At 61.3% G+C, this 26,743-nt stretch carries 20 protein-coding genes; 12 read left to right on the top strand and 8 right to left on the bottom strand.

Annotated elements, in window-relative coordinates:
- Positions 1 to 63 precede the first annotated feature (63 nt).
- The 3 genes from V7E00_RS00995 (at position 64) to V7E00_RS00985 (ending at position 3,649) form a co-directional block, all read left to right on the top strand.
- Complete coding sequence (locus V7E00_RS00995; RefSeq protein WP_066723995.1) at positions 64 to 1,275, top strand: DUF2252 family protein; 1,212 nt, start codon at positions 64 to 66, stop codon at positions 1,273 to 1,275.
- Positions 1,276 to 1,557: 282 nt separating this feature from the next.
- Positions 1,558 to 1,986, top strand: coding sequence for a hypothetical protein (locus V7E00_RS00990; RefSeq protein ID WP_066723993.1), 429 nt, complete (start codon positions 1,558 to 1,560; stop codon positions 1,984 to 1,986).
- A gap of 563 nt (positions 1,987 to 2,549) precedes the next feature.
- A protein-coding gene (locus V7E00_RS00985) for an IS3 family transposase (protein ID WP_157084719.1) occupies positions 2,550 to 3,649 on the top strand; the annotation gives its coding sequence in 2 pieces (ribosomal slippage) (positions 2,550 to 2,802 and positions 2,802 to 3,649; 1,101 coding nt in all).
- A 443-nt stretch (positions 3,650 to 4,092) separates the two neighbouring features.
- Here V7E00_RS00985 and V7E00_RS00980 read toward each other — a convergent pair.
- Positions 4,093 to 5,333 (bottom strand): IS3 family transposase gene (locus V7E00_RS00980; RefSeq protein WP_333570879.1). Its coding sequence is split into 2 segments (ribosomal slippage): positions 4,093 to 4,985 and positions 4,985 to 5,333, totalling 1,242 coding nucleotides; the frame shifts between segments, so codons are not numbered across the junction.
- Positions 5,334 to 5,466: 133 nt separating this feature from the next.
- Between V7E00_RS00980 and V7E00_RS00975 the strand changes: the two genes are divergently transcribed.
- Positions 5,467 to 5,823, top strand: a complete 357-nt coding sequence (locus tag V7E00_RS00975) for a response regulator (protein WP_084253490.1) — start codon at positions 5,467 to 5,469, stop codon at positions 5,821 to 5,823.
- Here V7E00_RS00975 and V7E00_RS00970 read toward each other — a convergent pair.
- The gene (locus V7E00_RS00970) at positions 5,820 to 7,274 is read right to left on the bottom strand and encodes a sensor histidine kinase (protein ID WP_169804524.1); all 1,455 of its coding nucleotides are present in this window, start codon (positions 7,272 to 7,274) and stop codon (positions 5,820 to 5,822) included. The two genes, V7E00_RS00975 and V7E00_RS00970, sit on opposite strands and share 4 nt — an antisense overlap.
- A gap of 665 nt (positions 7,275 to 7,939) precedes the next feature.
- Complete coding sequence (locus V7E00_RS00965; protein ID WP_084253489.1) at positions 7,940 to 11,215, bottom strand: hybrid sensor histidine kinase/response regulator; 3,276 nt, start codon at positions 11,213 to 11,215, stop codon at positions 7,940 to 7,942.
- Positions 11,216 to 11,492: 277 nt separating this feature from the next.
- Between V7E00_RS00965 and V7E00_RS00960 the strand changes: the two genes are divergently transcribed.
- The 5 genes from V7E00_RS00960 (at position 11,493) to V7E00_RS00940 (ending at position 15,236) form a co-directional block, all read left to right on the top strand.
- Positions 11,493 to 11,876 carry a low affinity iron permease family protein gene (locus tag V7E00_RS00960; RefSeq protein ID WP_333570878.1) on the top strand — a complete coding sequence of 128 codons (384 nt, stop codon included), beginning with the start codon at positions 11,493 to 11,495 and terminating at the stop codon, positions 11,874 to 11,876.
- Between the two features lie 178 nt (positions 11,877 to 12,054).
- A complete protein-coding gene (locus tag V7E00_RS00955) occupies positions 12,055 to 12,807 on the top strand; it encodes an EAL domain-containing protein (RefSeq protein WP_066724236.1) in 753 nt (250 codons plus the stop codon).
- A 627-nt stretch (positions 12,808 to 13,434) separates the two neighbouring features.
- On the top strand, positions 13,435 to 13,809 hold the full coding sequence (locus V7E00_RS00950) for a response regulator (RefSeq protein WP_066723972.1): 375 nt from the start codon (positions 13,435 to 13,437) through the stop codon (positions 13,807 to 13,809).
- A 198-nt stretch (positions 13,810 to 14,007) separates the two neighbouring features.
- Positions 14,008 to 14,379, top strand: coding sequence for a cupin domain-containing protein (locus tag V7E00_RS00945; RefSeq protein ID WP_066723969.1), 372 nt, complete (start codon positions 14,008 to 14,010; stop codon positions 14,377 to 14,379).
- A gap of 416 nt (positions 14,380 to 14,795) precedes the next feature.
- Positions 14,796 to 15,236: a hypothetical protein gene (locus V7E00_RS00940; protein WP_066723966.1), complete on the top strand. Its 441-nt coding sequence runs from the start codon at positions 14,796 to 14,798 to the stop codon at positions 15,234 to 15,236.
- 33 nt (positions 15,237 to 15,269) lie between these two features.
- Here the strand turns inward: V7E00_RS00940 and V7E00_RS00935 are convergent, their stop codons facing one another.
- A complete protein-coding gene (locus tag V7E00_RS00935; RefSeq protein WP_157084717.1) occupies positions 15,270 to 16,121 on the bottom strand; it encodes a Crp/Fnr family transcriptional regulator in 852 nt (283 codons plus the stop codon).
- A gap of 71 nt (positions 16,122 to 16,192) precedes the next feature.
- Between V7E00_RS00935 and V7E00_RS00930 the strand changes: the two genes are divergently transcribed.
- Positions 16,193 to 17,089, top strand: coding sequence for an iron-containing redox enzyme family protein (locus V7E00_RS00930; protein WP_066724233.1), 897 nt, complete (start codon positions 16,193 to 16,195; stop codon positions 17,087 to 17,089).
- Between the two features lie 34 nt (positions 17,090 to 17,123).
- Here V7E00_RS00930 and V7E00_RS00925 read toward each other — a convergent pair whose 3' ends face one another.
- Together V7E00_RS00925 and V7E00_RS00920 are read right to left on the bottom strand one after the other, a co-directional pair.
- Entirely contained in the window at positions 17,124 to 17,411 is a 288-nt protein-coding gene (locus V7E00_RS00925) for a hypothetical protein (protein WP_157084716.1), read from the bottom strand.
- Positions 17,412 to 17,578: 167 nt separating this feature from the next.
- Complete coding sequence (locus tag V7E00_RS00920; protein WP_333572356.1) at positions 17,579 to 19,333, bottom strand: sensor domain-containing diguanylate cyclase; 1,755 nt, start codon at positions 19,331 to 19,333, stop codon at positions 17,579 to 17,581.
- Positions 19,334 to 19,868: 535 nt separating this feature from the next.
- Here V7E00_RS00920 and V7E00_RS00915 point away from each other — a divergent pair.
- Complete coding sequence (locus V7E00_RS00915; RefSeq protein WP_066727357.1) at positions 19,869 to 20,597, top strand: Crp/Fnr family transcriptional regulator; 729 nt, start codon at positions 19,869 to 19,871, stop codon at positions 20,595 to 20,597.
- Between the two features lie 33 nt (positions 20,598 to 20,630).
- On the top strand, positions 20,631 to 20,888 hold the full coding sequence (locus V7E00_RS00910) for a DUF6894 family protein (protein WP_066727359.1): 258 nt from the start codon (positions 20,631 to 20,633) through the stop codon (positions 20,886 to 20,888).
- A gap of 125 nt (positions 20,889 to 21,013) precedes the next feature.
- Here the strand turns inward: V7E00_RS00910 and V7E00_RS00905 are convergent, their stop codons facing one another.
- Positions 21,014 to 23,422 (bottom strand): TonB-dependent receptor domain-containing protein, encoded by a 2,409-nt coding sequence (locus V7E00_RS00905; RefSeq protein ID WP_306305032.1) that lies wholly within the window; start codon positions 23,420 to 23,422, stop codon positions 21,014 to 21,016.
- Positions 23,423 to 23,684: 262 nt separating this feature from the next.
- Complete coding sequence (locus V7E00_RS00900; RefSeq protein ID WP_333570877.1) at positions 23,685 to 25,643, bottom strand: ATP-binding protein; 1,959 nt, start codon at positions 25,641 to 25,643, stop codon at positions 23,685 to 23,687.
- Positions 25,644 to 26,743 lie beyond the last annotated feature (1,100 nt).

The following is a 26,743-nucleotide window of genomic DNA, read 5'->3' as shown; positions in this document are numbered from 1 at the left end:
TCGCATCTTGGGTGCAACAGCAACACTTCGTTACCTTTCCCGACCTCGCGTGTTGTGACCGCCATGCCGAAAAAAGAAGTCCCCTCATTCCCTTCCCCATCCAACCGCAACGCCGTTCTGACCGCCAGCCGCAACCTGAAGACGGCGCGGTCTGCACATGCGTATGTGCGAGGAAACACAGCCAAGTTCTATGACTGGCTAGGAGCCTCCCCCGCCTCCGGGAGGGTGCCGCATGGACCTTCCATCTGGATCTGCGGCGACTGCCATGTCGGGAACCTGGGTCCGATCGCCAACGGAGACGGCCGGGTAGAGGTTCAGATCCGAGACATGGACCAAGCTGTCATCGGCAACCCTGCGCACGATCTCATTCGCCTTGGCCTGTCGCTCGCAACCGCCGCAAGAGGAGCAGACCTACCCGGTGTCGTAACCGCGCGGATGATGGAGGAGATGGTGGAAGGCTATGCCGCCGCGACCCATGATCCTACCAGCGGCGACCCAGGTGTCGAGCCGGATGTCGTACAGAGCGTCAAGCGACGGGCGCTGGGTCGCCGGTGGCGGCATCTTGCGAAGGAGAGGTTGGAAGCGGTCGAGCCTCAGATCCCCTTGGGCAAGCGATTTTGGCCTATCGCCAGGAAAGAGCGCGTAGACCTTGAAGCTGCACTCCACGAGCCGGGGGTGCTTGCGACCGTGCTCGCGCTCGAAGACGACGATCGGGCTCTAGACGTCCACCTGGTGGATGCCGCCTACTGGATGAAGGGGTGCAGCTCGCTGGGGCTGCTGCGATACGCAGCGATCGTAGCTCTGCCCGACCAAAAGGGAAGAATGGACTACGCGCTCGTCGACTTGAAGGAGGCAGTCGCACCGGTCGCGCCTGCAGCACCAGGCGCCCAGATGCCGCTCGACGCTGCCGATCGCGTCGTAGCGGCGGCTCGCGCGTTGTCTCCCCATCTGGGAATGCGGATGGCAGCCGTTCGCATGAATGGGCGCTCACTCTTCGCGAGAGAACTTGCACCGCAGGATCTGAAAGTCGAACTCGATCAGTTCAATCGATCCGAGGCGGTTAAATCGGCGCGCTATCTGGCGTTCGTCGTCGGTAGAGCACATGCACGGCAGCTCAACACGGAGGCGCGAGCGGCGTGGCTCGAAACCCTAGGCGCCGCACGTCGCGGCGACCTGGATGCGCCATCCTGGCTTTGGGAGAGTGTCGTGTCCCTCGCCGGGCATCACGAGATGGGATATCTTGAGCACTGCAGGCGGTACGCGCTCGCCGCCTGATATCGAAGCAGTCAAAGGCAGATGCATTCTTCGACCCGCTCGTGGTTCATGAGGCATGAAGCTGTCTACTGAACCGCCAAGCTGCCGCGCCACCAGCCACGGCGATAGCGCAGGTATGAAGCTCAGGCTTCTCGCATGCTACGAGATGGCAGCGTGCCGGCTGCAGCTCCCACGACGGGCCCGACGCGCGTGTGAAGACGAGCCTTCGCGCTGCAGAACCGCTTAACGAACAGGTAGGCATGTTCTGCTATGCCGCGCCTGAAGGTTAGGCAGGTTCGAAGAATGGCCACTGCTGTCACGACATTGCTCCACGAGCTAGATCAACACCATGCCGCAATCGAGGCCGGCATCGCGGAGGTCGAAGCGCACTGCAGCCGCGATTTGCCGAATCTTGCGGAGCTGGCCGCCATCCGAGTGAAGCTGAGTCGAGCAAGCACGGAGCGATCAAGGTTCGTTCGAGAATCGGTCGTTCCCAAGCTCCTAGGGCAGGCCGACGCCTCTCTGCGTGGAGAGTTGTCTCAGATGCTCGAGGCGTTCAGTGCCAAGCGCGCCGCTTCCAGCAAGCACGTTGCAGCATGGAGCTCCTGGACCATCCAGCAGAACTGGGGTGGATACCGCGAGGCATCCGGAGTGATCCGAGGCATGATGCGCGAGCAGATAGAGCGTGAGCGGAGAACGTTGCGCACTCGTCTGAAGGAAAGAGCACTCTGAGCAGTCGAGCGAGGTGTCACCTGCTTCCGCTGTGAGACTGAATAGTGTCGCCTTGCCCTGGCAAGCCGCGCCCTCCCCGGGGCCGACCTAAGCTCAGAAGGAGAACGCGAGTTCGGCGTCTCGGGGTCAGCAACGGGAGCTGGACGGGACCGGTAGTGCATATGCGGCTTCTACCGTTCCCGCCGATAAAATCGTACGGATGAGCGCCGTCGCTCACTTCAAAGTTCAACATCGACGCCGCTACGTCGCCCAGAGCACTTGATCCCGTCGCGGCGCCAACCAGAATGTCGATCGTGGAAGGAGATTGCGAAGGTGCTTCTAGGAGGAAGAGGTATAGCTTCGCACGTGCATGTTGCCTGCCGGAAGGAGAAGCGGCTTGGAAAAGGTAAAGCTTCATCCATGGTGATGCAGAAATGATCTGAAAATGATCACGATGACCAGAAGCGCCAGCATGACGATCATGACCAAACCTAGTCGCACCATTTGACGTCCCCCCTGTTTTTTGGCCCGTTTTGAGCGAGAGTTTTCCGGCCCTTTGAAGCCTTTTGGCAAGGAGCTGGGACATGAAGAAATCGCGGTACACGGAAGAGCAGATTGCGTTTGCGCTGAAGCAGGCGGAGACGGGCACGCCGGTTGCCGAGGTGATCCGCCGGATGGGGATATCGGAGCAGACCTTCTACCGCTGGAAGAAGGTGTACGGCGGGCTGGGCGTGGGCGAGCTACGGCGGGTGAAGCAGCTCGAGGAGGAGAACCGGAAGCTGAAACAGCTGGTCGCTGACCTGAGTCTCGACAAGCATATCCTGCAGGATGTGCTGGCAAAAAAGCTCTGACGCCTGGACGGCGGCGCGAGATTGTCGCGCACGTCCAGGCGTCCCACGGTGTCAGCGAGCGGCGCAGTTGTTCGGCATTGGGCATCGAACGTTCGTCGGTGCGGTACATCTCGCACCGGCCGGACCAGACGCCGCTGGTGATGCGCATCCGCGATCTGGCGGCGGCGCGAACGCGTTACGGCTATTTCCGCATCTACATCCTGCTCCGCAGGGAAGGATGGGTCGTGAACCACAAGCGTGTGTATCGGCTCTATCGGGAGGATGGACTGAGCCTTCGGCTCAAGAAGCCCCGGCGGAACGTCAGCGCCGCCAACCGGGTGCGGCAACCCGCGGCATCGGCTGCCAACGAGATGTGGTCGATGGACTTCGTGTCCGACGCCCTGTTCGACGGCCGGCGCTTGCGGGCGTTGACGGTGGTCGACGCGTTCACGCGCGAAGCGCTGGCGGTCGATGTGGACCAGGGCATCAAGGGCGAGCAGGTGGTTGCGACGATGGCGCGGATCTCCTCGATCCGCGGCGCCCCACGGACCATTCGGGTGGACAACGGGCCGGAGTTCATTTCGAAGGCACTCGACCGCTGGGCGTACGAGAACGGCGTCACGCTGGACTTCAGCCGGCCGGGCAAACCCACCGACAACGCCTTCGTGGAATCGTTTAACGGTCGCTTGCGCGACGAGTGCCTGAACGCGCACTGGTTTCTGTCGCTGGCCGATGCCCGGGCCAAGATCGAGGCCTGGCGCCGGGACTATAACGAGAGCCGCCCTCACACATCGCTTGGCTGGCTGACGCCGGTCGAATATGCTGCCGTCGCGGCCAAGATGGCCGCCGAATGAACACCGGATACTCACGCCCAAGCTGGATGAGAAACCGGGGGACCCTCAGGCAGCCCCGGACTCTACTTATGAGTGGAGGAGAAAAGGGGAGCACGTCACATTGGGTCATTCTGCCGCATACGGTCTCCCGCATTGGCGCAACGCGCAAAGCCGAAATCCATCAGCGGAGGCAGACCACCCAGGAACGACTGGCTAGAGGCACTATTCACTACCAAGACTGCCAAACGAACGCCCATTGATGCTGTTCCAGATGCGTTCGCAAGCCACTAGGTGACGATTATTCGAAATACGTACCTACTGCCTAGTGCCTCATAGGGGCGAATGTGGCGAACTTTGCACGAGTAAACATGCTGATAGCACGAATGCTGTGGAGTAGCGCGTTGCGGTCATCAGCCAGGTTTCGCCAGCAGGCTCAATCGACCAAGGCTTGGTGTTGTTGCCCCCTAAATGCCTGACGGAGCCTCGCGGGTTTGTTGGATATACTCGCGCGGGGAGCGGTAGCCCAGCGCCTTGTGCGGGTGGACCTCGTTGTAGTGGTGCAGCCAGGAAGGGATCTGTTCGATGACGGTCCGTGCATCGGGCCTGGGGTTCACGCGGACGTAATCGCGCTTGAGGGTGCGGACGAAGGCCTCCGCCATCCCGTTGGACTGGGGGCTGCTGACGGGGGTGGTTCGCGGCAGCAGGCCGATATCCCGCGCGAAGCGCCTCGTTTCACCTGCGATATAGGGGCTACCGTTGTCGGTGAGCCACTCGATCGGCTCGGCGAGGCGGTTGACGGGTCCGAAGCGGTGCTCGACGGTGGCGACCATCAGATCGCGAACATCCTCGGCGGTGATGCCGCCGGTGGTGGCGACGTGCCCCATCGCCTCCCGGTCGCAACAATCCAACGCAAAGGCGACGCGGACCTTCTCCCCGTTGTCGCAGGCGATCTCGAGCGCATCGGAGCACCAGCGCGTGTTGCGTCGGTCGACTGCGACACGGCCATCGTGGCGCCGTTCCTCGCCCTTTTGGCTATGCGGCTGGAGCAGGAGACCGTGGACTTTCATCACGCGGTAGACGCGTTTGGGATTGGGCGCTGCGCGCCCGTTTTTCCGAGCCTGGCGGCGCAGCAGGGCATGCACGCGGCGATAGCCGTAGGTCGGCAGATCGGTGATGATCGCCCGAATGTCGGCGAGCAGCTCGGCATCGGGCAGCGGTGGCCGCCCGCGGGGGCGGAGCGGCGGCCGATGGTGCATGGCGGACAGGTGCTGGCGGCTGATGCCGATCGCCTCGGCGACCGCGGTCACCGTTTTTCCCCCGGCAACGAGGTCGAGCGCAACAGCTGTTTTTTTGGGCCTGCGGCCCGGGACACGGCCTCACGCAGGATCTCCGCTTCCATGGTCTTCTTGCCGAGCAGGCGCTGAAGCTCGCTCACCTGCGCCTGCAGCGCGCGATATTCGGACGCGGGGACAACTTCCTCGCCGGCGCCTGCGGCGGTCAGCGCGCCCTGTGCCATCAGCCGCCGCCAGTTGAACAGTTGGCTGCCGGCGATGCCGTGGCGGCGCGCCACCAGCGAAACGCTCATGCCGGGCAGGTACGTCTCCTCGACGATCTGCACCTTCTCTTCCGGGGTCCAGCGCCTCCGGCGCTGCACCCCGGAAAGCACCTCGGACGCGACGTAGGGCCTAGGATTAGCGTCAGTCATATGCCTCTCACTTACATAAGCGAGAAACCCTGTCAGGGGATTTAGGGGGCCAGCTCACTTGGAAATCTGCCACCGCCACGGATATTGGTGGAGAGCTGCGCGTTGCTCGCTGCAATCGACTTCAGGAACGGTCATGAAAGTCTTAATTGTCGAAGACGAGATTTTCGCAGCTCTGCACCTAGAGGCAGCGATTGAGGACTTGGGGTGCGAGGTTTTGGGCATAGCACCTGATACACCCACGGCAATGGAGCTCGCCAACGGACAGCCCGATCTGGCGCTTGTGGATCTGAACCTGCGGGACGGTCTCACCGGGCCCCAGATCGCGCGCGATCTGGCGAACCGGTATCGTACGAAGGTTCTCATCCTCACGGCAAATCCGGCTCAGGCCGGCGATCCTTTCGAAGGCCTTCTTGGGGTGGTCAGCAAGCCCTGGACCGAGGCGCAACTTGCGCAGACAGTGGAAGACCTTCGAAGCGTGGATCAGGGTTAACCGCCCCGATGGAGCTGCGTTGCCTTCACTAGAATGACGACGCAGAGGCCTTCCGCGCGCCAATCCTTCGTGATCACTCCTCCGAGCTGCCGCTGAACGCTTAGTTCGGATAGTTGGGTGCCGAACCCCTGCCTGCGCGGCTCCCCTTCTACAGGAGGGCCACCAGCTTCTTGCCAGGTGATGGAAATTGCGTCGACCGTTCGGTCGACCGCCACGTCCAGGCTTCCAGAGGGCGTAGAGAGTGCGCCGTATTTAGCGGCATTGGTTGCCAGCTCATGAACGACGAGCGCAATGGGCGTCGCGCCCTTGTCGTCGATAACTGTATCCACACCGTGAATCCGGATGCGACCATCGGCGTCATATGGCTTGAGCAGCTCGGCCAGCAACCCAAGCAGCGAGCTCTGTCCGAGATCCGGCTTCGATTCCGGGCTATGCGGACGAGCGAATTCGTGGGCGCGCCCTAGGGCGGCGATACGCCCTAGAAGCTCGTTCATCAGCGGACGCAACTCGCCTGCTCGGCGCCCTGTCAGGTTCACCAGCCCCGATATGACGGCGAAGATATTCTTGATCCGGTGGCTGAGCTCTCGACTCAGCAGCTCATTCCGCTCCGCAGTCAGCTTGGCGTCGTGGATGTCCGTGCAGGTGCCGATCCAGCGGATGATCTTGCCGTCGCCGCTACGAACCGGCAGTGCTCGGCCAAGTACCCAGCGGTATTCGCCACTGTGGTGCCGCAGCCGATACTCGATCTCGTACGGCTCTCCGCTTGCAAGACTGGAGCGCCATCTGTCCCATGCCCTAGGCTGGTCCTCGGGATGAAATACGCCGTTCCAAGCGTCGCCATCGGTGGAACCCGCCGGCATCCCGGTGAACCGATACCACTGCGCATTGTAATAGTCGTGGTAGCCATCGGGTAGCGTGGACCACACCATCTGCGGCATGGCATCCGTGAGCACTTCATACTTTGCTTCGCTGGCAGCCAGAGCTGCCTCAGCCTGGATCTGTGCACCAATTTCGGTGTTCACCCCCAGCCAACGAACGATTTCCGATTTCTCGTTGCGAACAGGCACGATGCGCGTGAGGAATGGGCGGAACAGCCCGTCAGCGCCTCTGAGCGGAAAAACCATCTCGAATGGTGCACCAGTTGCAATGGCCGCCTCCCACCGCTGCATGACCTCGGGGAGACGGTCCGGGTCGTGGACGCTGGTCCAGCCCCAGCCCTCCATCTGCTCCGCCGTGGTTCCACAATAGTCGTGCCATCGGCGGTTGTACCACACGATGTAGCCATCGCCTCGTGCGATCCAGCACAAGGTTGGCAGATATTCAGCTAATGCAGCGAAATCACTGGCGACCGCCAAGGCGTCAGTAGAAGCCGCAATGTGCGATATGACCGCAGGTGCCCGCCAATAGGCCTGGCCGTGATCAAGCGGCAGCTCGTTACGCTCTTCAACCACTTGCTCGCCCCTCGGTACAACAATTCTGCGACATGTCCCGTCCGACGCTGATGTCGAAGGAGGCAACGACCAAAAGGCCTAACGACGCTTCAAAGACAACGCTGCAAATATTTCGTGCCCGTCAACCAAACCCGCCGACGCGATCCATCACGGCGCTACTAAACGCATTTACTGCTACCCAGGTGATGCTCACGGTAAAGCCGATCAAGGCAGCAACCAGTACCCAAAAACAGCAGCGGGCCGGTCGCGGCTCAGCGTTCGATGGCTCTGGAAGACAGGAATTTCCCCTGACACTACCCCCGCGACGCTGGCGAGTGCCTGCAGAAACGCAGCGATACCGAAACACATCAAGCGCGTCACTTGCGTCCCCCTCGCTGCGAGCGATAGCACAGTCGCCGCATCCCTCCTTAATCTGGCTCAACATCCGGCACAAACCGGCTCCGGCAACGGCGGCGGCTGAGGGCCGGGGGCGGAGGACGCTGAGCGAGCCACTCGTGTGGTGCGGGCCGCCAATTTGATATCGCCCGTTCCCTGCATTGTGCCGCAGCCGCGCAAGCTACCCACTCCCGCGCTCGCCTAGCGGAGGAGCATTTACGACCCACCGTCGGCCTCATGCTGCCGATCGGCAATCGGGTCCTTCTCAGGCTGAGCTGATCTACATGCGCCTATGCGGCAGTAAGGCTGGTCAGCATCGCCTCGAGTTCATGTTGACGGAAGGGCTTGATGAGGCGCGGAAGATCCGGATCGATGCCCTTATCCTCGGCATAGCCGCTGATAACGAGAACGGGCACATCGGGTCGACGACCCCGCACTTCGCTGACGAGGTCCGTTCCGGTCATGCCCGGCATCAAGTGATCCGTAATCAGGAGGTCGAAGACGATCCCGCCCTTCAGCAGTTGCACCGCGTGTTCCGCCGAGATCGCTTCCTCGACCTCGTATCCCATGTCGGTGAGCATATCGGCGGTGCTTGATCTGACGAGCTGATCGTCATCCACCAGTAGAACGGTGCCCACGCCGTGGGGCTTTAGCTTCGCTGCTTCGATACCGTCGCTTTGGCTGCCACCGGCCGCGGAAGGGAGCCAAAGTTCGACGCTGGTTCCGTGTTGCAGCCGACTGGTGATGGTGAGTGCGCCGCCCAGCTGGGAGGCGAGACCATGTACCATGGACAGGCCAAGGCCTGTGCCTTTCCCCACGCCCTTGGTGCTGAAGAACGGCTCGATGGCGCGCTTTATGGTAGCTTCGTCCATGCCTGCGCCCGTGTCGGTAACGGCCAGCCGAAGATATCTGCCGGGCCCAAGTTTCGCCGGATGCGCGCCGCTCACGACCACGCTGTTGCAGCTGATCGTGAGCTTGCCGCCACTTGGCATCGCGTCGCGAGCGTTCACAGCGAGGTTCAGTATCGCCATCTCGACCTGGTTAGCATCGGCACGCGCGCAGGGGAGATCGCGTTCTATGTCGGTGACCAGCTCAATCTGTGGGCCGAGAGTACTCGAAATCAGCTCGGAAATGCCGCCGACGAGCGCCTCCATGTCGACGGCAGTGGCTTGCAGGGGCTGTCGCCGCGCAAACGCAAGCAGCCGCTGAACGAGCGTCTTTGCCCTCTCTGCAGATTGAAGAGCGCCGTCGATCTGTCGGCGTGCGCGTTCGTCGCCAAATCCTCGGCGTTGAAGCATGTCGAGGCTGCCGATGATGGGCGTGAGAAGATTGTTGAAGTCGTGAGCGACGCCTCCAGTCAGCTGGCCCATCGCCTCCAGCTTCTGGCTCTGCCGAAGCGCCTCCTCCGCATGCTGAAGCTCCTTCGTGCGTTCCAGAACACGCTGTTCCAGCGTCTCGTTGAGCGACAGTAGCTGATCCTGGAGCTGCCTGCTCTCCGTGATGTCTTCGGCAAGACCCACCGCGCGCACGAGCTCGCCATCGGGCGAGCGAATGGGAAAGAAGCGATCCCTGATCCACCGGACCGCGCCGTCACCCCTGATGATGCGATACTCGAGTTCGGCCGACAGGCCGGCCATCTGGGAGGGGAGAACGGAAGCGACCTGTTCACGATCGTCCGGATGGATCGTGTTGAAAAATGAGGACAGGTCCCCGACTAGTTCTGCTACGGGCCGCCCCCAAACTTTTTCGTACGCAGGACTCAGATAGGAGAGACGACGCTCCTTCAGCTCCGTCACGTAAAACACCTGGTCAAGCGTTTCGGCAAGCTGACGAAAGCGCTCCTCACTCTCCCGGAGAGACGTCTCGACAGCCTTACGATCGCTGATGTCCACGAATGCCGCGACGGCGCCCCGAACGTTGCCACGCTCGTCATGAAGCGGCGTGGCATTGCCAAGCAGATGGGTGACCGTGCCGTCATCGAAGACGATCTGCTCTTCGAAATTGCGGACGAGATCGCCTCGTGCAGCTTTCTGAACGGGCATCTCTTCCGGCGTCAGCTCAGCCCCATCGGCACCCAACACCCTGAAGTGCGTAGGAGCTTCGTCCGCAGGAGCACTCTTGGACATGTTGGAGCCGACCGGCATGCGGGTGAGCGCATGCGCGACTTGATTGCCCACGATGTCACGGCAGCTCGGATCACGCGCGATCCAGATGCCGGCCGGCACTGCGTCGAACACGGCAGCGAACTCTTCGCTTTGCGCGCGCTGCGCCGCTTCAGCCTGCCTGCGACGAGTGATGTCGAGCGCGGTACCAAGGACGCGAACGCACACGCCACTGTCGTCGAAGATGCCCCGCCCCTTCGCGGCGACCCATCTTATCAGGCCGTCGTCGCGCCCGATGGTGCGATATTCGACATCATAGAAGGCACGCTTCTCGGGGTCGACGGCATCCATATATGCCTGCTCGACGAATGGTCGATCCTCGGGATGGAGCCCTTCCAGAAAGTCGTCCATCGCCACAGGGGCGTCCACAGAGACGCCGAACATGGCTCTCATCTGGGGCGACCATGACCGGGTCTGACGCTGGAGATCGGCATCCCATAGACCGACTTCCGTCAGCTCGGTGGCGAGTCGAAGGCGCTCCTCGCTTTCTCTAAGCCTCTCTTCGCTGCGCTGCGCGGCTTCTTTCGCACGATAGGCTTCAGTGACGTCGAAACCCTCGCAGAATATGCCCGTCGTTCTTCCCTGCGGATCCGTCACCGGCTGGTAGATGAAGGTCAGGTACAACTGCTGCGAGGTGCCCTCCCGGCCCTGCAGAGTGATGGGCAGGTTTTCAGCGACTAGCTGCTCACCAGTGCGGTAGACCTGGTCGAGCCACCTGAAGAAATCCTGCCCTTCCAGCTCGGGAAATACGTCGCGCACCGGACGCCCTATGAATTCGCGGGGCCCAAACAGCCTCTCATAGGCCGCATTGACGAACTCGAAGCGATGATCGGCGCCGTTCAGGATGGTGATGAAGCCGGGCGCCTGCGCGAACAGCTTGTGCTGACGATCCGCCTCCGAAGCTAGCTCCCGTTCGGCCAGAACCTGCCTCGTTGTCTCCGTGCAGGCGCAGAAGAAGCCTGCCACGTCAGCGTCCAGGCGGATCGGAGTGTAGGAAAAGCTGAAATGCGCCTCCTCGAGATCGCCGGTCCTGTTGATCAGGAAGGAGATGTCGCTCATGTGGACCGACTCGCCGCCGTACGCACGATCAACGATCGGCCGCAGTTCGTCTGCAATTTCATCCCAGACGTACAGGATGTCCTTACCGAGCGCTGCAGGGTGTTTCTTCTCCAGGAGCGCGGCATACTGATCGTTGTACAGCAGAGTTCGATCTTCGCCCCAGCAGATGAACATGGGCTGATTCGATCCGAGCATGAGGTCTACCAGCGTGCGAAGTGCGGCAGGCCACTGCGCGCGCGCGCCCAGCGCGGTACCCGACCAGTCCCGTTCTTCGATCAGTGTGGCCATTTCGCTGAGCGAGGTAATCATCATCAGTTCGCCGAATGCACCTTCGGGGTTGCTCATCAGTGTTCGCCTCGCGCTCGCATAGGGGGTAGCGGCGCCGTGCCGCCATTATCCAAAGCCGCAGCCGCGTGGAAGGTGCATACACGCGATCGCGGCCATTCAGCGCGTTCCGTTGCGGGATTGCTAAACGGCCGCTAGTCCAGCGTCTGCGAGGGGTTGGCTGCCGCACGCAGCGAGAATGGCCCGGAAGCCTCTCGTACGCGCCGCTGCCAGTCCGTTCGACGACCTTTTGAAGGGCGGCAGAACTCCCGCCCCCAACTGTGCAGGGTTGATAGCGATGTGGAAGAAGATGAACGAGGCGGGAAGCCGCTTGGCGGGCAGAACTGCCGATCTGGCCGGCGCTCCCATAGCCAGCATCCTCGTGGCCTTGTTCTGCGCGGGCTGGTTCGTCGAGGCCGGCGAAGCGGGAGAGAACAGCCTCACGCTCATCTTGTCCGTCGCTTCGATATCGCTCACCCAGATGGTCCTCAATGGGCAGCGTCGCAGCGAGCAGGCGCTCCACCGCAAGATCGACGAGCTGGTCTACGCGATCAAGGGAGCCCGCAACGAGGTGGCCGGCATCGAAAGCAAGACGACCGAGGAACTTGAGGCACTTCGCCGGACAGGGGATGCAGCCGAGGAGGTTCTTCAGGAGCGCGGATCTAAGAACAACCTGGGGTGACTTCGCCGGAAGCAGGTCGCGACGCTCGGACGGCTGCAGCTCGCGGGATGCGTCTCAGGCGGCTGATCAACTTGACCACGCCATCACGCCTGCCAGGAGGCATTAACTTCGGTTTTCGTGCGAGCTCAGGAATTTACCGTTGTTTAGGTTAAGCGCCCTAAGATGGTAAATCATGGAAATGAAACGGATTTGCAGTGGATGCCGTAACGGAACTGGTTTCGAAGTTCCTTTCGCGATGGCGTTTCAGCCCATAGTCGATGTTCATGCTGGCATCGTGTTCGCCTACGAGGCTCTGGTCCGAGGCACTGATGGAGCAGGCGCTGCTTCAATCCTGTCTTCTGTGACCGACGAGAACCGCTACGCATTCGACCAAGCGTGCCGCGTCAAAGCCATCGGTTCCGCGATGTCCGCTGGGCTGGTCGAATCGGATGCTATGCTCTCGATTAACTTTCTTCCCAACGCCGTCTACTCGCCCTGGGCCTGCATCCAGCTGACACTTGCGGCTGCCGCCAGCGCGTTGCTGCCGATCGATCGAATCATATTCGAGTTCACCGAAACCGAGATGATGACGTCCACCAAGCACGTGATGGAGATCATCGAAACCTACAAGAACATCGGCTTCAAAGTCGCGATTGACGACTTTGGCGCAGGCCACTCCGGGTTGGACATGTTCGCGAACTTCGAACCGGACGAAGTGAAACTCGATATGGAGCTCATTCGAGGCATAGCGGCCGATCGGCGACGCCAGGCCATCGTTCGAGCGGTCGCACGAATGTGCGATGAGCTTCAAACAGTCCTGATCGCCGAGGGCGTGGAAACGCACGATGAAGCGAACGCGCTTCTCGATCTAGGCGTCAGGTATCAACAGGGATATCTCTATGGCAAGCCCCTTATCGAGCAGCTAGCTGAATTGCCGAGCTGGCTCCTTTAGTAATCAGTTGGATGCGCTGCCGTCGCGTAAGCCTTCACAAGTTCTGTAACAACGGTGCAGATGCGGGACCAACGGTTTCCTGCGAGCCTTCAGATTGCCGCAATGTGTACGCCGCGTTCGCACCGAGTGGAACATCAGCTTCGCCGAAAGCCTGAGCCACTCTCCGCGCGCCGCACCACAGCTCCCACCGCTCCGCCGGCATCTCGCTGGCTTGCCCGATAGCGTCCGTATCGTCTGCAGCCTCCAGGTCGACGCCGGCAAGGATCCTCGCATGTCGATCTAGCGAATAGCACCGATAGTGCATGAGCGATCTCCCGAACCGAGATTGTCATAGCAACCTGATGTAAACCGTGTCGTCACAAACCAAACCCACGAACCTCGTTCAGTTTGATTGCGATTATGCTCTAAGCACCGCCGCGTACGACACGCTCCCGACATCGCAAATTGAAACGCAAGTGTCACGAGTGCGTAAACGCGGGGCATGCTAACTGCGCCGCACATGGCCCAAGACGCACTCAAGCAGAAAAGGCTCCGCCACTCAAGTAACCGATCTTCTACGACTCGCGAAAACGGCGGGATGAAGGGAACTTACTTTCTCCCTGTCCGCTGGAGCCTCAGGAGAGGCTTATGAGCGAAGACTGCACGTCGACGGTTCTAGTCGTCGAGGACGAGATGTTCGTCAGGATGATAGCTGCGGACGCGCTCGAAGAGAGCGGTTTCGCAGTGCTGGAGGCAGCAGACGCGATGCAGGCTCTGGAGCAGCTAGCAGCGCACAGGGTAGCGGTCCTCTTCACTGACATCAACATGCCAGGAGAGATCGACGGTCTTCAACTCGCGGATATCGTGGCCGTTCGCTATCCACACATCAAGGTGATAGTCACGTCTGGTCGCCATTGGCTAGGCTCCGAGGATCTCCCTGATCACGGCATCTACCTCCCAAAACCTTATCGGGCCGATCAGCTGACGCAGCTTGTGCAATTGCAGGCGAGCAGAACCGGATAGGCGGCAACGCGGCTGCACGATGACGGTGCAGCGTGGAGCGACCCTTCGCGGTGATCGACCGATCTCCACAGAAGCACGTGCAATGCGCTGACTGGAATAACGATCGCGGATCATTAGCTCGGCGGCAGCGTTGCCCTCCCGCCCTCCTCGCGAGCGCCGCTCGTTTGTGAGCATCACCTGTTCCCGGAGAAAATTGTCATGGCGATCTTCAACAAGGATATCATCGAGGCTGCGAACAAGAACAAGAACTTCCAGAAGGAGGTCTACTACGACGAAAACTGCCAGATCGTGCTCATGAGCATCGAACCCGGTGACGACATTGGCGAGGAGACGCATGACGCCGACCAGACCACCTTCTTCGTATCTGGCGAGGGGCAGGCGGTCGTCGACGGCAGCCGCACCAAGGTGTCCGCCAATCACATGATCGTCATCCCCAAGGGTGCCAAGCACAACATCATCAACAAGGGTGAAGAACCCTTGAAGCTGTTCACGGTATACTCTCCCCCTGCGGAGGAAGAAGGCGTCAGCCACAAGACGAAGGCTGATGCGGAAGCCGCTGAAGCAGAGTGACGCGCGGTTCCGCAGGCGCCGGACAGGCGGCTGCGGGCGAAGCGCTGTATTGAATTTGTGAGCCGATCGCGAGGGGGCGAGGGCCAGTTTTTCCTGGCTCTCGCCAGCCATTGAGGGTTGTTTCGCGCCGGCGGCCCTCTGAGCGATATACTGTCCGCCAGGGAGGCACTCTGACCCGCCATATCACGGCGTCTGTTCATCGGGTCTTGGCAGTTTGCGGAAGCGCGCGCGATGCCCCGGCGCAGCGCCGCAGACCCAGTCCGAACACCTCTTCATCTGCGCTGCCGCCGCCGCCCAAACACCAGCCCCCCCTCCCCCGCTCCAACCTGATTTCGAGGCGCATTACCGCTGCGCCGCAACACTGGCGTCATAATCGAGTTCTCGTAGCGCGATCCCGCTTGGAAGGACCGACGCTGATGCCCGCCGGAGCGTTCAAAGATGCCGTGTATCCGCTCGCGTGGCAGGCGCTGAATGCGCTCGAGAACGTTGTCGAAACGTCGGAGCCAAACTCCCTTGATGAACGTCATCAAGCCCTTGGCGTTGCGGAGACGGAGGTGCTCCACGCTCTTAGGAGCGCACTCGCCTTCTGCTCCCTGCCCGCCCTTGCGTCACAGTGGCCGGAAGAGACAACGCTTCATCGTGCGCGTACTGCTCAACTGATAGCGAGTGTGGAACGGCACCTAGATGCTTGGAAGGAGGTGGCGCTTCAAACGTTTTGGCCTGCTTACCGGCTCTCCGTCAGGAGCCTGCAGGAAGCGGTATACGACTACCTTCTTCTTCAAGAGTCGTTCTGCTCCGCCATCATGCGCGGATCCGATGCTCCGGAGGGCCTTCTTTCGACAGACGAAAAGCCGTAAGCGGATCAGCGCGAGCGTTCATGACGCCGCCGTTCAGCCATAGTCTGAGCGGTGGGCTTCAGGTGAATGAGTAATGTCGAATGGGCTGTGTCTTGATCGTACAGTTTGGTCAGGCGAAATGCGAACCTTCCCCAGGCGCCACGTCAGCTTACCGGAAAGACGTAGGTCCTTCAGCGTTCGATTGAGGTGTACCGCGGTCAGCGCCAAAATGTCAGCGACGAGATCCTGCCTCAATGGAAGCATGAACTCATTTTCGCCCGCCAGGCCTGCAACGCGCAGTCGGTCTCCGGTTTCGATCATCCAGTCGTAAATGCGCTCCGATGCGGTCATTCGCCCGACGCGATAGATCTGCCTCAGAAGCCGTTCCTCATCCAGCTGCCGGCTAAGCAGCAGGGCCGTGCTCAGCGTATCGCTCAACGAGGCCGGAAGTTGGCAAAGATGGACATCATGCACTGCAACGATCGCACCAGCCACGTAAGGTTTGATCTTCGGGTTTGGAGTGATGATGTCGCCCGGAAGATAGATGTCTAGGATTTGCCTCTTTCCATCCCGGCCCTGACGAACACGAGCAAGCCAGCCGCCCAGAACGGCCGCTGGGTTGGAGGCTTCCTGGTCAAGCTTGCTCAGCGCCCGGCCAGCTGGCAGCGCGAAAGCCATTCCGCTCGCGATGCGGAGGGTCTCTATATCCCCCTCCCCCAAGGCCATGAGTTTGGACAACCGCAGGATCGTCGGCTGGATATCGGCTGGATGTGCTCCATGTTTCATACAACCAGTAACAGACATTTGCAGGACGAATTCAACCGTCTCGTTGGGGCACGTAGCGCCGCTGATAGGCGACTGTTTGAATCGCGCACTTTCCCTCCGTTGTACCAGTGCCACGCTCATGGACGCTACCGTTCCGACCAAGGAACTTCCCAATGACGCGCGAGTTTGCGGCGAAAAGGGGAGTCAGCGCCATGACCGCAGCTTCAAACTGCATTCGCGCGAGTCAATCGTCACATTTCTTGGCGGACGCCTTCCAGCGCGAGCTCGCACATTGGAACCGAGAAAGGCTGGAGCCGAGTTTCGTCTGCAAGGCGTGGCGACCCAGGTTCGAGGACGAGGTTCGGATGCGCCGGCTGGAGGGCGAGTTCCTCGAAGAGCTTCGGGCCGAAGTGGCTGAGGAGGCAGCCACGGTTCCGACCGAAGCACGTGAATTCATCGCCTGGTTCGAAGGCCTGAGGGAGATGGGCCCGGGCCAGGGAGATCCTCTATTTCCGTGGCTAGCTGCTGAGGCTACGCGCGACGAGCTGCGATGGTTCTTCGAGCAGGAGGCGGCAGGGGAAGCCGGTTTTGAAGATCTCGTGGCTCTTACGCAGGTGAAGCTTCCAACCCGGCCGAAGCTTGAACTTGCGAGGAACTATTGGGACGAAATGGGCCACGGCACGCAAAAAGGCATGCATGGTCCTATGCTCGATGGCCTTGTCGAGACGCTATGTGTCACTCCCGCCATCGAAAACACAGTTTGGGAAAGCCTCTGCCTTGCCAATGCTATGACTGCCATGGCAACCAATCGGCGTTACGCCTGGCATTCAGTCGGGGCCCTTGGAATCATTGAACTGACTGCGCCGGGTCGCTCTGCGATGGTCGCCGAAGGGCTCAAGCGCGTGGGGCTTACGCCGAAGGAAGCCAGATACTTTACGCTGCACGCAGTGCTCGACATCAGGCACAGCGAGGATTGGAACCGTGAGGCGATTATGCCTGCCGTGGAAGCGGACCCGCGTCGGGCTTGGGCCATGGCAGAAGGTGCGTTGATCCGGCTTCGATGCGGCGCTCGATGCTTCGATGCTTACCGGAGCCGCCTTTGGAGCTAGGTTCTAACGTTGCTAGGAGCAGTGTGGCACGATTTCATTCCGAGGCAGGCCGGACTTCCCGCCGGCCGGACGTCAGTAGCTTCAGAAGCTTCCGCAAGCCGATCACGACGACGAACCAGAAGCACCAGGTCGCCACGAGCGATCCTGGCCGCAGCACGTCCTCCATCCCGATCTTGTGCGGAACTGACGTTCCGGGATCATCGGCGAGGAAAGGGGCCGGCCACCCTGCGACTTCTCGCGGTAGATAGTAGCGCTCGAGCGCACCTTCATGGCCATACAGCGCCTCCTCGTCGGAGACCGGATGGATCGAGATACTCGCCAACGTAAGCACAACTGCGAGGAGTGGGGAGATCAAGCACCTGAGCATCTCGCTTCCTCGCGGATGCTGCTCGTGAGCGCAAGCGCGCGTGACAAGATTTACGGGCGCGCAGATCCTCAGCATAGTCGGAGCGAAGCTTCGCGTCGATGCGCTAGTCGCCTTCCGCCACGCTAAGCCGCGAACGCCAGACGATCTCGGCCACTCGCTTTGGCCGAATATAGGGCGCGATCTGCCTCCGCTAGCAGGGTAGCCGGCGAGGAGTTACGCTGATAGCAAGCAACTCCTCCGCTCACCGTGACGCGTATGAACTTGCCATCAATGACCAGGACCGCGTTGGATATCGCCTCCAGAAGGCGTTCGCAGACCGCCTGCGCCTGCAACCTGGACGCACCCGGCAGGATGATCGCGAACTCCTCACCTCCCGTTCGGGCGACGGTATCGCCCTCCCGCACGCATTGGCGCGCTTGCAGGGCGAAGCTCTTCAGCACTTCATCCCCCGCGGCGTGGCCGAATCGATCGTTGATCTGCTTGAAGTGATCGAGGTCGAATAGCGCCACGCAGCCGGAGCCTTCCTCCTCGCTGGAGGTGGCAGCTCGAAGCGCCGCATCGAAGGCCCTCCTGTTCACGAGGCCGGTCAGCGGGTCGGTGGCAGCCGCATGGGCGAGCTTTTCTTCGACCGCCTTTCGATGTGTCACGTCTCGAATGGCACAGACTACTCCGACGACCTGCTCGCACTCGATGACCGCCCGGGTGTGCGATTCGAACCAGCGCGCGCTTCCATCCCTCACAGCGGCGCGATACTCCACTATGAACGTTCTCGCAGGGTTTGCGAGTGCCTGGATATGCGTCCGCTTCACAGCTTGCCGGTCTCGAAGTTCGACAAGCTCCACTGCGTTCCTTCCGAGAACACTGCCGACGTCGCAGCCACTGATCTGAGCGATAGATGGCGACGCGAAGCGAATATCACCGTTCATGCCGAGGTTCAGAATGATGTCGGTGGAGCTTTCCATGAGGAGGCGATATCGCGCCTCACTTTCACGCAGCGCGCGGAAAAGCTCCCGGCGCCGGCCCAATTCAGTTGCCGCGGGCAGGATCGTCAGAACCGTGGCGGCGAGGTAGAACTGGAGAAAGTTCACTCGCTCACCGGGAGCAGCGTCGATTGCTGCTATAGGGCCAAACCCCTCCAGCGTGAGCCCTCCAGCGATGAGCGTGAGCATGAGCACGGATATTGCGGCCGCCAGTCGCCCGCCCCGGAATGCAGCCAGCGTCATGGGAAGGATGGGCAGGAAGAGGGTAGGCGTAGTATTCTGGACAAAGGATCCAGCCGTCATCAGACCGACGAGCAGCGTTAGTCCGGCGAGTTCCAGCACGCGCACTGTGCTCGCTCGCCGAAGCGACCTCACGAAGGCGCCACGAGCGATGTAGTGTGCGACTGGCGTAAACGTAATTAGGCCTAACGCATGGCCGGTGGTCCAATGCAAAAAATTCACAGGATAAGAGCCCGAGCCAAATGCAGCTGCGACTGCTGCACCAAGTAGCCCGCTGACGCATGACGCAACGACCGCAGCCACTAAGAACGCACCTAGACGCCTGTTCGTCGTGAATGCCGTGCTAGGCGCGGCAACACGCCCTATCAGAAGGGCTGCGATCACCGGCTCCGCCAGGTTTGGCAACAGCATGGGCAAAGCCGCTTGCGGACCTAATCCAAAAAGTGAGGTCGCCACGGCGCTGCTCACTCCGCACCACAGCAGCGCCGAACTCCAGTGGCGAGGTCGCAGCGTGAGCAGGCGAGCAAGAAGTGCCGCACTCGCGAACCACACGAATGCCACGCCCCCTTCGTACCTGCTCCACATGATGGTGCTCGACGCGAGGGCGCAGTAGGTCAGGCCCAGCGGAGCAGAGGCGAGAAGGCATCGGGCTGTCATTCGCGGCATAGCCAAGTGACCCTACGACAACCTCGGTTATCAGTGCTTTACGGTCATATACGGAAAGAGGCCTTGCCGAGCGCCTATCTCGCAAGGGGAGGTGCGACAGCTTCAACGTAGGTCATGTCGAAGCCGAGCTGGGCAGATATCGCGGGAAACCGAACGATGGGACGCTGCCCCCAAAGTCGTCAGCCTCAAACCGCGGCCTATGCTGTCGAGCTGGTGGCGTTTGCAGAACGCTTGGCTGAGCTTCCGGAAGCGGATGCGAAGGATCGCGCGCTTCATGAACATGCCGCTTGAAGAAGGAAGCCATTCTCTCCGAACGCAGATTGAACTCTCGTCGAGACTTAACCTGCTGATGTCAGCACATATTCCGCACCTCTTGAAGAAACAAAGGATTACGGGCCTCTCTGAATAGACTGCACCTGCCTTGCATGATTCTGCAAAATGCACGGAGGTTCCATCCCGTTATCCTATCGGAACGATATCACCCCGCATGCATTAGGCAAAGAGAGACGGGCGATGAGAGTGGAGAATGGATAGTAGGAATTTTCCCTTAGAGGCACTTATCGCCAAAGTACAACGATTATCCCCTGTTGATGATGAAGACATCGCAGCCTTGCGATCACTCTCTCACCGGACGGACAGGCGGAGATCTCAGCAGTACATTGTGCGTGAGGGCGATAAGCCAACAGAATGCTGCCTACTCGTTGACGGATATGCGGCCCGGAGCAAACTCTCTGCTGAGGGCGGCCGGCAGATTGTTTCTTTCCACGTGTCCGGAGACATGCTTGACCTGCAGCATCTATTTCTAGACCGGGCTGATCATTTCGTTCAGGCGATGACGGACGTCACGCTTGCGTGGATACCCATGCCAGCGCTGCGAGAACTCATATCGAATCGGCCAAGGGTGGGAACCGCTTTCTGGCGCGACGCATTGATAGACGCCTCGATTTTTCGTGAATGGGTGCTCAATGTCGGACGTCGCGACGCCAAGACCAGGATCGCTCATATGCTTTGTGAGTTCATTACGCGCAGCGAAGCAGCCGGCCTTGGAAGCGTGGAAAGCATGCGCCTTCCCTTCACGCAGGAACAGATCGGTGATGCCACGGGCCTTACAGCTGTTCACGTTAATCGCATGCTGAGGGAGCTTACCGAAGAGGGGCTCATTCGACGCTCGCCAGGCATGCTGCAAGTCAGAGACTGGTCGGGCTTCAGGCGTGTCGCAGCGTTTGATGCAGCGTACCTGCACGCCGCGGCGTAGCTGATCGATCGGAGTTAGCGGACCCCCTTTCTCATGGACCGATTCTTCTTCCATCTTCACGACAGAATAGGCCTTCTGGAGGATCATGAGGGCATCAACTGCGCGACACTCGTTGAAGCGAGGGCGCGCGCGATAGATACGGCTCGAGACGTGATGATCGGCGAGCTGCGAAAAGGCTGCTTAAACCTCGCCTGGTACATCCTTATAACCGACGAGCGAGGCGAGGTCGCGGCGCAGGTCCCCTTCCGGGAGGCGGTCACTCTGTCCGGCGTGACGGAGGAACAGAACTGAGATCCGTTACGTCGACGAAGCAAGCGTACATACCGTACTGATCCAGGCGATCCTTCGAGTATTGATCGACGAGAAAGGCGTGGGAACCACGTGGTTCCCACGCCTCCTTGTGTTGCGCGTCCGAATCAGAAGCTGAAACGAACCGAACCCGTGATAGTGCGGCCCGTGAGCGTCTGTGCGGTGGCGACGCCGGAGGCCGGGACCGCCGCGGAGTTGACGGACACGAAGGCGAGCTTGTCGAACACGTTGTAGACGTTGAGGCCGAGCTGCAGGCCCTTCACCAGGCGGACCTGCACGAACGGGCTGACGATGGTGTAGCCCGGCTGCTTCAGCAGGTTGCCGTCCTGCGCAAAGCTGCTGGTGGTGCCAATCAGGTTGGTACCGATGGTGAAGCGCTTCCCTTCAAACTGCGGGGTCGCCTGGAAGATCAGGTCCGGCTGGTGGCGCGGGGTGTTGCCGACCAGCGTCTTGTCCGCCTTGTCCGCATCAATCTTGGCCTTGGTGTAGGTGGCACCGAGCCGCAGGCTGAGCGGGCCATGCTCGAACAGGCCTTCGAGCTCGACGCCCTTGGCGCTGTAGTCGCGGTCGATCTGCAGCACCACGGTACCACCGCTGGCGTCGGCGCCGATCTGCAGGTTCTTGTCGGTGGTCGAGGCCCAGAAGCCGGTGGCGAACAGCGTCACGCCGTCCTTGCGGAACTTCACGCCAGCTTCAGCCTGCTTCACTGGGCCATAAGCCATGGCCGGATCGGTCAGCGCACCCGAGGCGGGGTTCACCGCCGGCGAGAAATAGATGCGTTCGGCGGTTGCACGGGCACCGCGGCTGTAGCGCGCGAATACCGACAGCGGCTCCGCAATGCGATAGTTCACGCCGACCGAGTAGGACGCATAATTGTAGCGGTAATCGGCCTGGCCCGGCTGCGACAGCGGCAGGACCGCCACGCTGCGCTCGGGCAGCGAGATGGTGCCGTCGCGGTTCATGTCGACCGGCGCGGTGCCGACGCGGCCGCCGCCGAGATCGGCGCCATAGAGCGTGCCGCTGACCTTGCCGAAATCATAGCGCAGGCTGCCGCCGATCGACACGGCGCCGATCTGGTAGTTCACCGAGCCATAGGGCGCGAACACGCGGTATTGCAGGTCGTAGCGACGACGATAGGCGGCGGTGCCGCGAACGCCATAGGCGAGCACGCCGCCCTGGGTAACCGGAACGCCCCCGGCAGTCAGCACATCCACGAAGGCGGAGTTGCCGCCGCTGGCAATGTCATACACATCGTTGATGAAGTGCAGGTTCTGCACCATCGCCTGGGAGGAGGCATAGAAGCCCGCGGTGGTGGTCAGCTTGGCGTTCCCCACGTTCCAGACGCGGCTCCCCCGGAAGTCGTTGGTGAAGTTGTCGAGCTTTTCGAGGTCCGAATGCAGCTCGAGGCCATACATCAGCAGGCCGTTTCCGTTTAGCGTCGACGGATTGGCAATGGCCTGGCCGGCGTTCGGGCCGGTTGCATAGCGCAGCGTCGCACCCGGGCCTGCGAACGTGGGGGCGAGGGCGGCGGCGGGCAGCAGCGCCAGCGAGCTGCTCTCGTTGTAGCTGCCCGAAATGCCCGCGTAGCGCATGCGATCGCTGAAGGTCCAACCGGCGATATCAAACTGGGCTTCCAGTCCGATCGAGGCGACCTTGCTGTGATTGCCCTCGCGCAGATCGACGTTGGTCACATTGTTGTTGCCGTCGAGCGCAAGCACGGACGAGCGGTAGCGCGAGGCAAGCGTGTCCTTGCGCGGATCGAAGCCGGGGATCGTGCTGTAGACGGGGTCCGCATTGGTGCCGCGCACCGCCACCGGCATCATCGCGTAGTTCGGCTCGCGGTCGTCGAGATACTTGCCGTAGACGCGAATATAGCCGTTATCGAACGTCTTGGTGACGTTCATCTTGATCTGGCCGCCCTTGAAGGCATCGTAACCGGTAGCGCGCGGGCCTTCGCCCTGGCGGTAGAATCCGCCGACGTTGAAGCGCACCGTCTTGCTCAGATGGCCGCCATAGTTGAAGTCGGCGCGACCCAGCTCATGGTCGATGCCGGAGGAAAGCTGCAGCGTGCCGCCGTCCTCCTCGCCGGTCTTCGAGATGAAGTTGACGAGGCCGCCCGGCGAATTCGATGCGAAGGTGGATGCCGAGCCGCCGCGGATCGCCTGAACCTGCGACAGGCTAAGGTCGGTCCGCAGAAAGGCGGTGGTGGAGGCGAAGTGGATGTCGCCGAACTCGAGGACCGGCAGGCCGTCTTCCTGGATCTGCAGGAATTTCGAGCCGTCCGCCGCCATCGGCAGGCCGCGAATGGTGACTGCGGTCAGTCCGTCGGTTCCGGCGGTCTCGGCGCGGATGCCGGGCATGTTGCCCAGCACTTCCGCGATCGAGCGGGTGCCGATCTTCTGGATCTCGTCTTCGTCAATCGAGCTTGCCGAAATCGCCGAATCGAGCAGGTCGCGGCCTTTGGCGACGCCGGTGGTGAAAGCCTGCTTGGGAGCTGGCGCAGCGGACGGAGCCAAATCGCTACGATCCGACCCTGAAATCGGCGCGCCGCTTTGCGCATGTGCAGGCAGAGCGAACAAGCTGCACGACGCGGCGAGACCAAGTCGAAAGCGACGATCCATAATAACCTCAAATTCTCAGATTTTCACTCTCCGGATGTAGGCGGCGAACATTAAGATAGTTCGATGCTGCCTGTAGGTATAATCACGACGTTTGGCTTCGCTCATTGGCCCAATCTGACTTATTGAAAGCCCTTGCCTGTTCCAGCGATGGTGGCGCTTACTTGCCAAGCGCGATACTTTGATCAGGCTCGCGGCTGAAAGGAAGCGGCAATCGTTCGATGAGCGCCTTCATTGCGATGGGTTTCGCAAGGAACTGATGAACGCCAACGACCTCTGCTGGGGGCGCGGTAAAGGCATCGTCAGGATCGAATAGAACGGTAGCGCCGACGTTACAGTTGCGCGCGGCGGCCAGGAGCGGGGCTAGATCCGCCGCTAGTGCCGCATCCGCATTGACGAGCATCAGATCGGTAGCGTCTGTCGCCAGATGCGCATGTGCCGCGCGTATCGAAGCCACGGCATCTACCGCAAATCCAGCCTGGCGGAGCGCGTGCAGCGTCACTCCTCGCGAGAGCGGGTTGGCTTCGACCAGCAAGACCCGCTGCGGCTCGGTGAGTGATGATGCGGTTTTGATCGCTGCCCCTGCGTCGGGCTCGCCGCCGGGCAAAAGCAGACGGAAGGTGGCTCCCATGCCAGGCGAGCTTTCGACCGTTAGGTTGCCGCCCATTGCAATGGCGAAGGCACGTGCGAGCGCCAGTCCAACGCCTATCCCGCCATAGGCACGGCTGGTGCCGCCGTCGACCTGATAGAACTTTTTGAAGACAAGCGCCTGCTCGGCCACCGCGATGCCGATACCGGTGTCGACGACGAGGATCTCGATGCCTCGCCCATTCTCTGCGCTGCGGGCGGTGAGCGTAACTCCACCCTCGGAGGTGAATTTGACGGCGTTGGAGAGAAGATGGTGGACGATCTGACGGACGCGACGAGCGTCGCCAGTCAGCATACCTGGACATTCGGAGCAGTCCAGCGTGAAGGCCAAGCCGCCCTGCTCCGCCACCACTCCCCATCGACGGCCACTATCCTCGAGCAACGCGCGCAGGTCGAACGGCGCCTGCGCAAGAGTGATTTCGTTGCTGTCCAACGAAGCCATGTCGAGCACGTCGTCCACCAGTGCCTGCATCGTTCGTCCGGCATCCTGCAACACTGAGATCTTGGCCCGGGCCTCGCCCGCGAGCGTAACGTCGGCGAGCAGTATCTCGCTCATGCCTAGAATGCCGTTCAGGGGGGTGCGGAATTCATGGCTCGTGGTGGCGAGAAACTCGCGCTTGGCGGCGAGTGCCTTGCTGAGCTGAACGTTGGTGGTGGCAAGGTCGCGGTTCGCTTCGCGCACTTCGCGGCGGCTGCGGTGGATATGGAACAGCGCGAAAGCAAGCAGTGCGGCGCCCCCTGCAACGATCAGAAGCAGGCCCCCAGCCAGCAGCAGCTGAAACAAGGCGCGATCCCGGGCGAACCGGGCACGCTGGTTGGCCTGGCTGGTGCGCAATTTCTCGATACGAAGTTGCTGGTTGGTTGCATCGAACCGCGCGGCAAGCAAGGCGGTGTTGGTGTCGGTAGCGACCTTGGTCACCTCGTCGTCGATGCGCTTGAGGGTCTTGAGATGCGTCAGCGCATCAGCTGGGCGCCCGGCACGAGAATAGATGTCTACTGCCGCCTCGTGCACCTCGCGCCAAACTGGTGAGCTGGGGTCGACGATAAGCGCGAAGGCCGCCTCGATCTCGGTGACAGCTTCTTCCACCGCGCCGCGCCGCAGAGCAATCTGGGCGCGAAGCGCATGGAGGTTGCCGCCATATTCGGCTTCGTGACCGACGCTCGCGGCGAAAGCCGCGTCATTATAGCGCCGTGCGGCGGTCAGAGCGCTCTGGTGCAAAGCCGCGCGGGCCAGGTTGTTGAGGATGGGTACTCGTAGCCCAGTCGCTCCCATGGCCTGAGCCAAGGCTAGCGCCTGCTGATACTCTCGCGCCGCATGGGCAGGACGGCCTAGGTCCAGCAACGCGTTGCCGCGGTTGTTCAGGATCGACATCCGCAGGTTGCGATCGCCCGCATATGCATCCAGGGCAGCCTGGAAATAGCGGAGAGCCGATCCGCTATCGCGCGCGCGATTGTAGAGGCTAGCTATCATCACCAGTGCTATGGCCTGCTTGCGCGGCTGGCGGAGGCTGCGGAACAGATTGTGCGCCTGCTGAAATGATTCGAGGGCTACGGCAGCATGGTTGCGATTTTGTTGGATTCCCCCCCCAAGTCATCAGCAGATCCGCGTGCAGAACCGTCTTTGGCCAGCGCTTACGCGCATCATCGAGTGCCCGGGAGACCACCGGTTCAGCTTCGGCATCTCGATCGAGGCGGGATAAGGCTTCCCCTTCGAGCCAGCGGGCCTTCGTGGCGAGCAAGCCACTTGCAGGATCTTTGTCCGCCTCGCGTTCGGCGACACGCGCAGCCCCAAGCGCCTCCTCGGGACTGCCGAACATTCGGTTGATGGCTCGAGCGATCTGCTGCTCAGCAAGCGGCGCTTGCGCGCGGGTAGGAGCTGCGACCAGCATCGCCGCACCAAGCATGATCGCGCGTGTTCGCATTGTACCCCGAAGCGCAGAAAGTGCACTTCCAAGTTATAGGAACGTCGCCGAACCTGCCGTCACTCCGACGAACTACGGAGGCAGACGAGCGAGACTGCATCATAGTGCAAGCGCGGCATCGGGAAGCCACACAGGGCGCCCGCTGCGAAATGAAGATACCCAGGCTAGACGCGGTGCGCGAACAGCTTCGCCGCGCTGAACTCCATACATATGGTCCTCGGCATCACCGCTGCAGCGGTTGCAGCAGTTCGATTCGATCGGAGCCCTCCGCAAGCCGGTGATCAACCTGCCGGTGCCGTCCCCCAGCAGTACGAACGCTGCTGGGCTCGAAGGTTTGAGGAGAACGCGGCCGAGAGGGGGGTGGCGGGTCGTCTCCAACACAGATGCTCGGAGATAAAACCTGGCCCGCCCTGCGCGTGAGACGAAGTTTTCGGCAAGGGCTCGAGCATCCGGTGCGCACCGCGGCGGCCGGGTACTCTGTCGAGCGATGCCGGCGGTTCTGTTTCAACCACTCGCTCGTCGAGAGACCGGCGCGATCACTTCAACTACCGAGAAGGAGTATGCGTTAGGCTGTAAGATCTAGGTGCCGCCCCCTGCGGAAGGAAAGCTTCATTCCGAATTCAGGCCCCTATTGCGGTTGGGGGGGGGA

This window comes from Sphingomonas sp. (assembly GCF_036731925.1).
In the GTDB taxonomy this organism is placed as follows: domain Bacteria; phylum Pseudomonadota; class Alphaproteobacteria; order Sphingomonadales; family Sphingomonadaceae; genus Sphingomonas.
This window is presented reverse-complemented; position numbering and strand designations above follow the sequence as displayed.